This is a genomic window from Gordonibacter sp., from assembly GCF_036667095.1.
Classification (GTDB): domain Bacteria; phylum Actinomycetota; class Coriobacteriia; order Coriobacteriales; family Eggerthellaceae; genus Gordonibacter.
In genome coordinates this window covers 47581-60614 of record NZ_JAVWUP010000003.1, presented here as the reverse complement: position 1 = coordinate 60614, position 13034 = coordinate 47581, and the positions used below count along the sequence as shown (strand labels likewise).

At 61.3% G+C, this 13034-nt stretch carries 12 protein-coding genes and 1 pseudogene; 12 read left to right on the top strand and 1 reads right to left on the bottom strand.

Annotated elements, in window-relative coordinates; genetic code table 11:
- The 11 genes from RR842_RS00830 to RR842_RS00780 all read left to right on the top strand — a co-directional run.
- Positions 1–540: molecular chaperone DnaJ (locus RR842_RS00830; RefSeq protein WP_332728808.1), on the top strand; the 540-nt coding region annotated here is incomplete at its 5' end.
- A 64-nt stretch (positions 541–604) separates the two neighbouring features.
- Positions 605–2377 carry a molecular chaperone DnaK gene (gene dnaK / locus RR842_RS00825; RefSeq protein WP_332518527.1) on the top strand — a complete coding sequence of 591 codons (1773 nt, stop codon included), beginning with the start codon at positions 605–607 and terminating at the stop codon, positions 2375–2377.
- Positions 2378–2531: 154 nt separating this feature from the next.
- Entirely contained in the window at positions 2532–3857 is a 1326-nt protein-coding gene (locus tag RR842_RS00820; RefSeq protein ID WP_332728807.1) for an ammonia-forming cytochrome c nitrite reductase subunit c552, read from the top strand.
- Between the two features lie 301 nt (positions 3858–4158).
- Positions 4159–4854 (top strand): cytochrome c3 family protein, encoded by a 696-nt coding sequence (locus RR842_RS00815; RefSeq protein ID WP_332513409.1) that lies wholly within the window; start codon positions 4159–4161, stop codon positions 4852–4854.
- 301 nt (positions 4855–5155) lie between these two features.
- Positions 5156–5821: a cytochrome c maturation protein CcmE gene (locus tag RR842_RS00810; RefSeq protein WP_332517963.1), complete on the top strand. Its 666-nt coding sequence runs from the start codon at positions 5156–5158 to the stop codon at positions 5819–5821.
- A gap of 69 nt (positions 5822–5890) precedes the next feature.
- The gene (gene ccsA / locus RR842_RS00805; protein ID WP_332521228.1) at positions 5891–8191 is read left to right on the top strand and encodes a cytochrome c biogenesis protein CcsA; all 2301 of its coding nucleotides are present in this window, start codon (positions 5891–5893) and stop codon (positions 8189–8191) included.
- Between the two features lie 6 nt (positions 8192–8197).
- Positions 8198–8911: an ABC transporter ATP-binding protein gene (locus RR842_RS00800; RefSeq protein ID WP_332513405.1), complete on the top strand. Its 714-nt coding sequence runs from the start codon at positions 8198–8200 to the stop codon at positions 8909–8911.
- 25 nt (positions 8912–8936) lie between these two features.
- On the top strand, positions 8937–9689 hold the full coding sequence (locus RR842_RS00795) for a heme exporter protein CcmB (protein WP_332513403.1): 753 nt from the start codon (positions 8937–8939) through the stop codon (positions 9687–9689).
- Between the two features lie 43 nt (positions 9690–9732).
- Positions 9733–10503, top strand: coding sequence for a cytochrome c biogenesis protein (locus RR842_RS00790; protein WP_332521229.1), 771 nt, complete (start codon positions 9733–9735; stop codon positions 10501–10503).
- 101 nt (positions 10504–10604) lie between these two features.
- Positions 10605–10790: a heme exporter protein CcmD gene (locus RR842_RS00785; RefSeq protein WP_332513399.1), complete on the top strand. Its 186-nt coding sequence runs from the start codon at positions 10605–10607 to the stop codon at positions 10788–10790.
- 216 nt (positions 10791–11006) lie between these two features.
- Positions 11007–11825: a UTP--glucose-1-phosphate uridylyltransferase gene (locus RR842_RS00780; protein WP_332513397.1), complete on the top strand. Its 819-nt coding sequence runs from the start codon at positions 11007–11009 to the stop codon at positions 11823–11825.
- A gap of 96 nt (positions 11826–11921) precedes the next feature.
- Here RR842_RS00780 and RR842_RS00775 read toward each other — a convergent pair.
- Positions 11922–12137, bottom strand: a pseudogene (locus RR842_RS00775) (YciI family protein); the annotation flags it as partial.
- Here RR842_RS00775 and RR842_RS00770 point away from each other — a divergent pair.
- Positions 12116–12391, top strand: coding sequence for an FAD-binding protein (locus RR842_RS00770; RefSeq protein WP_332517976.1), 276 nt, complete (start codon positions 12116–12118; stop codon positions 12389–12391). The pseudogene RR842_RS00775 and the gene RR842_RS00770 sit on opposite strands and share 22 nt — an antisense overlap.
- Positions 12392–13034: the final 643 nt, after the last annotated feature.

The window sequence follows — 13034 nt, the reverse complement described above, 5'->3', positions numbered from 1 at the left end:
AGTGCTGGCTCGGGCTATGGCAGTGCGGGCTACGGCGGCGGGCAGGGCGGCGGCTACGGCGGGGAAGGCCCCTACGGTTGGACGGGCGGCATCGACTTCGACGACCTGTTCGGCTTCGGCGGCGCGGGCTACGGCAGCCGCGAGCCCCTCCATCCCGAAGCGGCCGCTACCGACAGCGCACCGCTGCGCAGCGCCATCGACAGCATCAACGCAGGCCGGCATCGGCAGGCCGTTGATACGCTGAACGCGGTGACGAGCGACGGGCGCAATGCCCGCTGGTACTACCTGAGTGCCCTGGCCAACGACGGTGCCGGAAACTCGTTGATGGCGCTCGAGCAGATCAGGCGTGCGGTACAGATGGACCCCAACAACCAGGACTACCAGCGCGCCCAGCGGCAATTCCAGCAGACGGGGCAGGCCTACCAGCAGGAAGGCCAGGCGCAGGGGTTCAGCATGGGCACGATGAATCCTGGGCTAATCTGCTGCGGCGTCTGGATATGTGGCCCTACGCTCTGTCGCCTCTGCGGTATGCCATTCTAGATTCCCTCCGGCCTTTTGGCCGACCATTCGAACAAAAGCACCTGCAACCCGAAAGGACGCACTTATGGCAACGATCGGTATCGACTTGGGAACCACGAACAGCTGCATGGCCACGGTGGAGGGCGGGCGCCCGGTCATCATCCCGAACGCGGAAGGCGAGCGCACTACGCCCAGCGTGATCGCGTTCTCGAAAGAAGGCGAGCGCTTGGTGGGAACCGTCGCTTGCCGTCAGGCGGCCGTGAACCCCGATCGCACCATCGAGTCGGTCAAGCGCCGCATGGGCAGCGACTGGCGGGCCACCGTCGACGGCAAGGCCTACTCGCCGCAAGAGCTCTCGGCTATGATCCTGCGCAAGCTGCGCCGCGATGCCGAGGCCTATCTCGGGCAGGAGGTCACCCAGGCGGTCATCACGGTGCCCGCCTACTTCGACGATGCCCAGCGCCAGGCCACGAAAGACGCCGGGCGCATTGCCGGGCTCGACGTGCTGCGCATCATCAACGAGCCCACGAGTGCTGCCTTGGCGTACGGCCTGGATAACGGCATGCCGCAGAAGGTGATGGTGTACGACCTAGGGGGCGGCACGTTCGACGTGTCCATCATCGAGATCGGCGAAGGCGTCATCGAGGTACTGGCTACCTCAGGCGACAACCATCTGGGCGGCGACGACTTCGACGAGCGCGTGGCTGCGTACCTGCTGGATGCGTTCAAGCGCGAGCACGGCGTCGATCTGCGCCGCGACCAGGCGGCCTTGCAGCGCGTGACCGAGGCGGCCCGCGAAGCGAAAAAGGAACTCTCGTCGCTCGATACCGCGCACGTGAACCTTCCGTTCTTGGCCCAGGGCCCCGCGGGTCCGCTGCACCTGGAGACCACGCTCACCCGTGCTGCGTTCGACAGCATGACGCGCGAGCTGGTCGACCGCACGGCCGGGCCTGTCCAAAATGCCCTCAACGATGCGGGTATCGCGGCTTCCGAGTTGGGGTGCGTGCTGCTCGTGGGCGGCTCCACGCGCATTCCCGCTGTGCGCGACCACGTGCGCAGGCTCACCGGAGCGGAGCCGTCGGCTTCCATCAATCCCGACGAGTGCGTGGCCACGGGTGCCGCTATCCAGGGCGCTACGCTCTCCGGCTCGTCAACGGGACTGGTCAAAGCCGAGAACAGCATTCTGCTGCTCGATGTGACGCCGCTGTCTCTGTCTATCGAGACGGTGGGCGGCGTGGCCACCCGCCTCGTCGAGCGCAACACCACGTTGCCGGTGAACTACTCGCAGGTGTTCAGCACGGCGGCGGCATTCCAGACGAGTGTCGAGATCAAGGTGCTGCAAGGTGAGCGCCCTATGGCTGCCGACAACAAGGCCATCGGCACGTTCCGCCTCAAGGGCATCAAGCGCGCCCCGGCCGGTGCGCCGCAGATCGAGGTGACGTTCGACATTGATGCGAACGGCATCCTCACCGTGTCGGCCAAGGACCTCGACTCGGGCAAGCAGCAGTCCATCACCATCGACGATTCGGGCCGCATGTCCGACGACGAGGTGGAGCGCGCCATGCATGATGCCGAGCAGTACGCCGCACAGGACGAGGAGCGGCGCGACCGCATGGTGGCTCGCGAGGAGGCGCAGCGTTTGGCGAACGAGGCCGACCGCGCGCTCGTCCAGGTGGGCAAGCAGCTCGACAAGGACGAGAAGAAGCGCATCAAGGCCGACGTTGCGGCTGTGCAGAAGCTGCTGGGCAAGAAGCTCGACAAGCTAGAGGCGGGCGATATCGCGGCTTTGCGCAGCGCGGCAACCCAGCTGGAGCAGACGAGCGCCCATGCACGCGACCTGCTAGCCCAGCAAGGGTAGCGCACAACTCCGAAGAGCCCTGATGGGACGGCAAGGGTTTTTCCCTACGCTGTCGGGTGATAATTACTGTGGGACTCCCGTTGCTTGATCCCCCTTCTTCAAAGAGTGTATATTTCATGAAGGAGAGTTCGTCATCCGAAGGGAGGAGAAAGCTATGAAGAGGGAAAAACGCAACAAGGCTGCGCTTTGGGTCGCGTCCCTATGCTCGTTTGCCTTGGTTATGGGGCTGGCCGCGTGCGCGCCCCAGGCCAACACGAGCAAAGAGGCAGACCAAAAGCCAGCCGAGCCGGTGGCGAAGCAGGTGGAGATGCCTGCGACCGACAAGTACGGCGTGGTGAAGGCGGAGTCGTGGAAGGAAGCGTACCCCGACCAGTACCAGACCTACCTGAACAACGAGTCCAACTCGCCTGACTCCGGCAAGCACAACTACCTGGAACTGTACCCGGCCCTGAACACCATGTACAAGGGCTACGCGTTCGCGTTGGGCTACGACGAGGCGTCCAGCCACCTGTACGCGCTCACCAGCGTGAAGGAAACGCCGCGCACCACGAAGAAAGAGCAGCTTGCGGGCTGTATCACGTGCAAGACGCCCCAGTTCACCGCCTTGGTGAACAGCGAGGGCGACGGCGTGTACAAAGAGAAGTTCAACGATATGATCGGCGAGTTCGACGAACCTATCAGCTGCTACAACTGCCACGAGAACGATCCTACCAAGCTCACGCTCACCAGTAAGTTCTTCGAGAAATCGCTGGGTACTGCCGCGAACGACGACAAGCAAGTGCCCATGGGCGCGCAGGTGTGCGGCCAGTGCCACAACGAATACTACTTCAACGGCGAAACCAAGGCCACGTCGAACCCCTACGAGGGCCTCGATGCCATGACGCCGGACGCGATCCTCGCGTTCTACGACGGCAAGAACTTCAAGGACTGGGACCATGCCGATACGCTGGCCCCCATGGTCAAGGTGCAGCACCCCGAGTTCGAGACCATCTACGGCGGCAAGCAGACCCAGATGGCCAAGAACGGCTACAGCTGCTCCGATTGCCACATGGGCACGGTGCAGGGCGACAACGGCGCCTACACGTCCCATAATTGGGTGAGCCCCCTCGAGAACGAGGAGCTGCTGAAGAACGACTGCAACAGCTGCCATGCCGACCTGAAGAAGCAGGTTTCCGACTGGCAGGCCAAGGAAGAAGATCGCGTCAACAGCATCAGTGTGAAGATCGAGGACCTCACCAAGAAGATCGCTGCGAAGTATGCCGACGAGATCGCTCAGCTCAAAGCGCAGAAGGAGGCTGGCACTCCGGGCACTCCCTCGGCCGAGCTTGCCGCCGCGCAGAAGCTTCAGCGCAACGCACAGTTCTATTGGGACTTCGTGATGGTCGAGAACAGCGAGGGTGCGCACAATCCCAGGCTGACCATGGACACGCTCGACAAGGCCGAGGCTGCCGCCGACGAAGCACTGGCTTCATTAGCTTAAGGCAAGCCGCCGACGTTCTCTCCGATGTCTGCTCGCAGACGCGGGAGGGGGGCTGCGAGCCTTCCTCCCGCGTTTCGGGCCGCACTGCTGCGCAACCTTCGTTTTTCTGCAAAAGACGGCTATATCCCACGAAAAAAGGGGTTAAAATGGGCGAATTCCCCCCAAATGGGTGATAGGCGTTTCGTCAACGGAAAGCTAGTATGCTTGTGGTAAAGTGCTTGTGTTGCCAAAGCGATGCATCAGCTTTGCAGGGCAACGGGAATGCAAGCAAGCGATAGATACAGAAAGGAGGTTATGGAGCATGAGCGAAGAGGAAACCAAAGTGGAAGCCGCTACCGAGGCAACCGTAACCGAAGACTCCGCAGCCAAGGAGGCCGCCCCCAAGAAGAAGGGGAAGAAGTGGCCCATCGTTGTGGGCGTTGTTGCAGTTGTCCTGATTGCAGCCGGTGCCGGCTTCTGGGTTTGGCACGAGCAGCCGAGCTTCTGCAACGCCATCTGCCATACGCCGATGGATCCTTATCTGCCCACTTATGAGGCAGAGCCGGGCCAAGCGGCCGTGGACAAGTGGGGCAACGAGGTGGAGAACGCCAGCAGCATGATGGCGGCGACGCACCGCGTACAGAACAAGACCTGCATGAGCTGCCACGTTCCGTCGATCGGGGAGCAGGTGTCCGAGGGCATGGCCTGGGTGTCGGGCAACTACTACAGCCCGCTCGAGGAGCGAGACCTGGAGCAGCTGGTCGAAGCCCGCGGCGTGGAGGCCGACGAGTTCTGCCTGAACAAGTCTTGCCACAACCTGACCCGCGATGACCTGATCAAGGCCACGGCGGACAAGGGCAAGTACAACCCGCACGTCGCCCAGCACGGCGAGCAGACCTGCAGCAACTGCCACAAGGCCCACCGCGCGTCGGTGAACGCCTGCACGCAGTGCCACAGCGAGGCCTACGTGCCGGACGGCTGGCTGACGGCCTCAGAGGCCAACAAGCTGGCTGCCTAGTCAGCATCCAAGCGAGCGCGCCTGGACCAAGGCACGCGGACTGCATAACCGAAGAGGGAGCCCGTATCGAGTGCTAGACGCTCGGACGGGCTCCCTTTGCAAAGAGTCGAAGAACGGAGTTTTGTCCGTGGGCGCGAGGAAGTGCGCTTTGCGGCAACACCCGACTAAAGTACGACCCCGTTTCGAGGCCGCACAAAGGGAATCGGTACGTGGTGAATCTTTGAATTCGCTGCGCCTCCGTTCTCCGGAACTTTGGGGTACGTGAGAATGTTCGCGGGGAATCTAGGAAGAGGAGCAGAGAGTGAACACGAAAACGAAACGGCGCATGGTCGTCGTTACGGGCATTATCGTCATCGTGTTGGTGGTGATACTGGCCATGGTCGGTGGCAGCTCGTCGGCGAAGTCGGTGACTATCGCGGATGTCGCGGGCGGCCAGTACGTTGATCAGAAGATCCAGGTGTCGGGCAACGTGGTGGAGAACTCGTTCAAGACCGAGGACAACGTGCTGATATTCGACATCCTCGATCCGAACGGCGACCCGTCGCAGACCGTGCGGGTAAGCTATGAGGGCGGCGTGGCGGCTACGTTCGGAAACGACGTGACGGCTATCTGCACCGGCAAGATGGGTAGTGACGGCGTGCTGCGTGCAAGCGAGCTGGTTACGAAGTGCCCGTCGAAGTATGAGAACGCCACCGATGCCCTGGGCGTGGCCCAGCTGATCGGTTATGGCGAGAGCGTGATAGACAAGCCGGTCAAGATCTCGGGCACGGTAAAGAACGGCACGCTGGCGGCTGCGGGGCAAGGCGACCGCTTTATGATCGTCGATGCCGATGGTAGCACCGAGCTGGCGGTGGTGTTCAGCGATGCCCTGTCCGACGAGGTGGCTGACGGCTCGTCACTCGTGTTGACCGGCTCTCTGAACGAGGACGGCAAGTTCCATGCGACAGATGTCGCGCTTGAAGCTTAAGGGTTTTGACGGTATTCGGATAAACTGGCGGCCGCGCAGGGGCGTGGCCGCTTCGGAAGGAAACAATCTATGGGAATGTTCGGCTTGATCGGCGTGCTGATATCGTTCGCAGCCATCGCCGTATCCATCGTGTGCCTGGTCGTTGGCGCCCTGCTCAGGCGAAAAGGAGCGGGCGGCATCGGCGAGACGCTCACGTGGGGCGGCCATATTGCCACCATCGTGTCGGCTGTGGCCCTCACCGTGTGCTGCGGCGTGCTGGTGTACTGCTTCATGACGGGAAACACCTCCATCGAGTATGTGGTTCGCTATCATTCTGATTCGTCGAGCGACATAGGATGGCTCTACAAGCTGTCGGGCCTGTGGGCTGGCCGCGAGGGCTCCCTCTTGTTCTGGGGTTGGCTGCTGGCCGTGTTCAACTCGGTCGTGGCCATCCGCAACATGAAGCGCCTGGAGAAGCTCGATGCCATGGCGCTGCTGGTGTCCCAAATCGTCTTGATCGCGTTTGTGGGCGTTATCCTGTTCTCTGAGAACAACATGCCGTTTACGGCCATGCCTGCCAAGTACTTCGACGGCGCGGGCAACCTGCGCGGCGAGGCCATGGCGTGGGGCATGAACGCGCTGTTGGAGCATTGGGCTATGGTTGTGCATCCGCCGCTGCTGTTCGTGGGCTATGCCGGCCTGACCATCCCGTTCGCCTACGCCATCGGCGCGCTTATCGTGAACGACCCCTCCAAGGCGTGGGTTGTCCGTGCGCAGCGCTACGCGCTGTTCTCCTGGTTCATGCTGGGCATCGGCATCGGTCTGGGTGCCGTATGGGCTTACGTCGTGCTGGGCTGGGGCGGCTACTGGGGCTGGGACCCGGTCGAGAACGCCAGCTTGCTGTCGTGGCTGGTGGGCGTGGCTCTCGTCCACAGCTTCACCGTATACCGCCAGCGCGGCGCGTTCAAGCGCTGGAGCGTTATGTGCGCCTGCCTGACGTTGGCGTTCGTTATCGTGGGCACGTTCATCTCGCGCTCGGGCATCGTGCAGTCCGTACATGCCTTCGAGGGCGATCCGGTGTCGCTCACGCTGTTCGGCGCGCTCATCGCGCTGTCGGTGCTGGCCGGCATCGTGGGCTTGGCCATTCGCTGGAAGTCGTTCGGCCCGGCGAAGAACGGCACCGACGACGTGGACAACATGCTTTCCAAAGATGCTGCCTACTACTTCAACAACGTCATCATGATCGTGTTCACGTTCCTGCTGGCGTACATGACCATCTCCTCGGCACTGCCCACGTGGATGCCGTTCGGCGGCCAGTCGCTTTCGGCCGGTACGTACAACGCCATCGCGCGTCCCCTCGGTGTGGTGTACCTGCTTATCCTGGTGGTGTGCCCGCTGCTGTCCTGGGGCAAGACGGAAGGCAGGCAGTTCTGGAAGCGCGCTCGCATTCCCGCTATCTTCGCACTGGTGCTGTTCGCCGTGCTCATGTTCTACTTCGTCACCTACCTGGTGCCCAGCTACGATGCCATGATTGCTGCGGGCAGCACGAACGGTGACGGCTTGGCCAACGAAGGCCCGTCGTGGTACTACAACGGCCTTGCAGCCGTGGGCTTCTTGGTGGCCAGCCTGCTGTTCTTCAACTCACTGTTCATGCTGGGCCGCGGCATTCGCGCGTACAAGCAGAAGAACGGCGGCAATGCGCTGTCGGCTACGTTCGGCATGTTGGTTAACCGCGCGTCGACGTTCGGCGGCTTTCTGTCGCACTTGGCTATGGCCATTATCCTGGTGGGCCTGATCGGCTCGTCTATGTACGTCACCGAGAAGGTGGGTTACGTGAAGTACGACGAGGCCTCCGACACGGCGGCCGAGGACTTCACCATCCAGGACTTCACGCTGAAGTACACGTCGAACTCCGTTGAGGAGCAGTCCAACGGCGACGACATCGTGTACACGGTGAACTACGACGTGTACAAGGACGGCCAGTTCGTCGGCTCGGTGTCGCCGGCGGTGCAGCTGGTGCAGTCCACGCAGCAGCAGAAGTTGCTCGCGGGGGTAATCTCGTTCCCGACCGAAGATTTGTTTGTTGTGTACAAGGGCGTGAATCAAGACGGCGCCTTTTCCATGGACGTACGGGTGAACCCGCTGATCACGTTCGTGTGGGTTGGTTTTGCCCTGTTGATGGTGGGTACGGCGGTGGCCTCCTTCGGCCGCCGCGGCTCCAAGCGTAAGGCATTGGGCAACGGTCCCGATGGCACCTTCGATGATGGGGCCGAGGTGGCGGTGAGGAAAGCCGACAAGGCGAGCGAGGCCGAGAAGGTCGAGAAGACCGAAGCGGCTGGCGAGGCCAAAGCGGTCGAAAAGGCTGATGAGCCGGTAAAGGAAGAGGCTTAAACCATCGTGGTTGCCGCGATCGAAACCAAGAAGCTTTCCAAGGTGTTCGGCAATCGCCGGGCCGTCGACAAGGTGTCCATCGAAGTGCCGCAGGGAGCGTTCCTGTCCATCTTCGGGCCGAACGGCGCGGGCAAGACCACGCTCCTGCGCGTGCTGTCCACCTTGGCCCGTGCGACGGACGGTTCGGCGAAGCTCATGGGCATCGATATCAAGGAAGAGCCCGACAAAGTGCGCGACCATATCGGGCTCATCTCGCACAACGCTATGCTCTATCCGGATTTGACGGCCGAGCAGAACCTGCTTATCTACGCGCGTCTCTACGGGGTGGTCGATCCCGAGGCGCGCGTGCTTGAGCTGCTGGAGGCGGTGGAGTTGAAGCACCGCCGTCTGGATGTGGTGCGTACGTTCTCGCGCGGTATGACGCAGCGCCTGTCTATTGCGCGTGCGCTGGTGCACGACCCCGATGTCGTGTTCCTGGACGAGCCGTATTCGGGCCTCGATCCGCATGCTGTCGAGATATTCGACGGGCTCATCGACGCGCAACGTGCCGACCGTACGTTCGTCATGGTCAGCCACGACCTGCAGAAGGGCTTCGACATGTGCACGCACGCGCTGGTGCTGGCAAAGGGCAAGGTCGTCGCGTTCGATGCGAAGGACGCACTCGATTTCGACGAGTTCACCGCCTTATACCGCTCAACCGTAGGTATGGGGGTGTCGTAGCATGGCCCGTTCGAAGGCAGCATCCATGTCGGCTGCGTCACAGGGCGCCGCGCCCGTCCGCGCCGGGGTGGCCCTCAAGAAGCCCTCCACGTTCCAGCAGTACAAGACGCTTTTGCGCAAGGACCTGGAGCAGGAGTTCCGCACCAAGGAGATGCTCACGTCCATGGGCATCTACGCCCTGCTAGTGCTGGTGGTGTACGGCGCGGCCCTGGCGCAGACGTCCTCGCAGCTCGACGTGCTGCAGATGAGCGGCGGTTTGCTCTGGGTGCTCATCGTGTTCACGTCGCTTCTGGGCTTGAACCGTTCGTTTGCGCACGAAAAGGAGCAGGGCTGCTTGGAGGGCATCCTGCTCGTGCCGCTGGACCGCTCGGTCATCTTCTTGGCGAAGGCCACGTCGAACCTGCTGTTCCTCGTGGCAGTAGAGGTTATAGCTGTGCCTCTGTTTTACTTCTTCTTCTTGACCACGGTCACGCCAGGCGAGAGCTTCTGGTTGCTTGCCGTGCCGCTTCTGGTGGGAACGCTGGGTATCGCCGGCGTCGGCACGCTGCTGTCCACTATCACCGTGAACACCCGCGGCAAGGACGTCATGCTGGCTGTGCTGTTCATCCCGCTGATCTTCCCGCTTTTGTGGGCCTGCGTGTCGGCCACCACGGCCGTGATCGTGGGGGCGGAAGGCTACATGGAGGTATTTACGCCCGCGCTGCTGCTGGCCGGCGGCTACGACCTGATCATGATCCTGGTCAGCTGGGTCTTGTACGATTTCGTGATTAGCGCCTAGCTTGTTTTCAAGCAAGGTGAGTTCCTGAGAGAGAAGGAAGGGTATGACTGAAACAACGAAGAAGGTGAAGCTACCTGAGGTGGGGGGCTGGCCCGACGCCGTGGCACCCTGGGCGGTGCTGGCGGGCGCGTTGCTGGCGACTATCGGGTTCGTGCTCACGTTCACGCTGGCGCCGCTGGTGCTGGGTGCCTCGGTCGATGGCGTCGAGCTGATCGGCGGGCAGATGGTGGCCAACAAGCTGCTGCTGTCGCAGAAGATATTCTACTTCCATATGCCGGTGGCCATCACGTCGTTCGTGGCGTTGGCATTCACGGCGTACTACGGTATCCGCTTCCTCATGACCAAGGAGAAGCGCTTCGACACCTGCGGCAAGATCGCCACGCAGATCGCGCTTCTGTTCATCTTGGGCACCATGTTCTCCGGGGAGCTGTGGGAGCGTTTCGAGTGGGGCGTGTGGTGGACGTGGGAGCCTCGTCTGACCACGTACTTCATCCTTATGCTGGTGGTTATTGCGTACTTCGTCCTGCGCAACGCCATTGACGACCCCGAGCGTCGTGCCACGTACGCCAGCGTGTTTGGCATCATTGCGTTCGTGAACGCGCCTATCTGCTTCCTTATCACGCGCCTCGTGCCCTCGGGCGTGCATCCGGTGATCTTTCGCACCGATTCCGGCTTGTCGCCCGACATGATGGTGCCGCTGATGCTGTCGATGGTGGGCATGTTCGCCATCGCGTTCGGCCTGTATCGCCTGCGTTTCCGCCAGATCCGTCTCGCGGAGCGCGTCGAGGCCCTGAAAGAGCAGCTGGAAGACTGACGGAGGGGTGCCCCCGCACCTGTGGCGCCTCGATCCTTTAGGCGCTCCGATGATGTTGTCGAATTTGCGCGCTTGAGCGCTGCCGATAGAAGGAGATTGTTATGAACCCTGTACTGGCCGAGATATACAGCACTATTTTCCCTGCGGCGCCCTACGTGATCGGTGCCTATGCCCTTATCTTTCTGGCGCTGTTCGTGTTTGTGTTCATCACGCTGCGCGGCTTGAAGAAGACCGAGCAGCAGATGGCGCTTCTGGAAGAGGCTGTTGCGGAGAAAGCGGCAAACTAGCGGGACTCCCCGCTTTCGGTCTGGGGGAGGTCTAACGAAGGCTGCCTCTCTTCTGCCGGACGCTGCTATGGATCGGTGTTCATCCGGTTTATTTTTGCAGCAGGTTCCGCCTGTGCGGGGCCATGCTAGAATAATCCGAGCGAAATTCGTCGAAGGCGCTGCAACTCGCGGCGCCTTCGCTTGCGCAGAAGCCCTACGAGAAAGGCCCTTGTATCCATGAAAGCACTCATTCCCGCCGCAGGCCTCGGCACGCGTTTCCTGCCTGCCACGAAGGCCCAGCCCAAGGAGATGCTGCTGGTCGTCGATCGTCCAGCGATCCAGTACGTGGTGGAGGAGGGCCTGGCCTCGGCTGCCGACGAGGTGGTTATCATCAACAGCCGCGAGAAGAAGGCCATCGAGGACCACTTCTCGCCGAACCCCGAACTGGTGGCCACGCTGCGTGCGCGTGGTAAGGATGCCTATGCCGATGCGGTCGAGCAAGTGGGTTCCTACAACGTGAGCTACGTCTACCAGGACGAGGCGCTGGGTTTGGGCCACGCCATCCGCTGCGCTCACGAGCAGACCGGCGCGGAGCCGTTCTACGTGCTGCTGGGCGATGTGCTGGTGCCCGACAACAAGATGCTCCCGCGTATGCAGGAAGTGTCCGACGCCCATGGTGGTGCGAGCGTCATCGCCGTGCTGCCGGTGCCTGACGACCAGGTGAGCCGCTTCGGCGTCATCGCGGGCGTGCCGGTGTCCGATGGCGTGTGGAAAGTGGACTCGCTGGTGGAGAAGCCGGCGCTCGAGGACGCGCCGTCGAATCTGACCGTGTTCGGCCGCTACCTGCTGAGCCCCCGCGTCATGGAGCTGCTGGCCGACGTGCAGCCCGGTGTGGGCGGCGAGATACAGTTGACCGACGCCCTCGACGCCGTACTGCGCGAAGAGGAGATGTACGCGCTGGTCATCGATGAGCAGGACGGCTTCGATACCGGCACGGTAGAGAGCTGGCTTGAGACGAACAACATACTGTTCGCGCGCAAGAACGCGACCGCATAAACTCTCGGTCGCCTGGTCGCCTGGTCGCCTGGTCGCCTGGTCGCCTGGTGCGCGCTCCGTATGAGTGCCTAGTGTGCACTAAAGAACGGCATCTCCCTAATGCGCTTCAAGAGCGGGCGCGAACTTGGTAGGAGCGAACTCGATAATCTCATAGTCCGCGATCTCTTGGGCAAAGAAGGGATCGCGGCTTGCTATGCGCTCCGCTTCGCTTCGATCTGCGCAGGTGCAGATAATGATTCCACCCACGCGAGGATTCTTTTTTCCTGAGCATAGGAAGTGTCCGGCGTTGAATTCCTCATCGAGAAAGCGGACGTGGGCGGGAAGCCAGCGAGGGGCCGTGGTATGCCGTCAAATGTCCCGTCGTGTACTTTGGCACCGTGGGGGGTTTGTGTATCGACAGCACTGGCGCCGTGCAGGATGCGAGCGGCAAACCCATCAAGGGGCTGTTCGCTGCCGGAGAGAATGCCAACGGCGGTCTGTTCAACTTGAGTTATGTGGGCGGTCGCTCCATGCCCGTGTGCTTAATCATGGGTCGCATTGCCGGGGCGAGCGCCGCAGCAAGGTAGCAAAGGCTGCGCCGCAGGATATTGCGTGTACGCCAGAACCATGCGCGTCGATAAGGCAGCAGGTTTTGATTCGGTTTAAGTATTCCGGGAATTTGAGTAGATATCTTCGGCATGCTCCCAGAAATCGCAGCCGAGGAATCCTCGGGGGTTATGCCTCAGCTAGGGATTCAGAATTACCTATTAGGGACGAGACAAGGTCTTGCCCCTAATAGGCTCAGTAAACTCACTCGGAATTGAGTAGTACGTTTCGGAACACCTATGAATGCATATGCTATGCCGCCCTAACTACACCCTGCAAAGCGAAAAAAGAACCCTCTTTGGCAAATTTCATGCGCTTTGCGTCTTAAAACAACAATACTAACCATATGGAGAAAATCGTAGTTCTATAAGGCCAGCTCACCGCGCTTTGCTATTCCTTCTTTGCCGAGAAGCGATTCAAATGGACGCAAAGCGACATTAATTTGCCAAATCAGCGGTGAAAAATCACTCTGGCTCCGAAACGGGGGAGATATGATCAAGCCGCCAGCGTCAAGGCACTGCAAAGTTTAACTTGCGAAAGGCGAATCAGTCATACGAACGGCTTTGTGTCAGAGTTTTCCACTTGCATAAACTTCCAGGCATGAGCAGCCTAGGCATGAGCAGC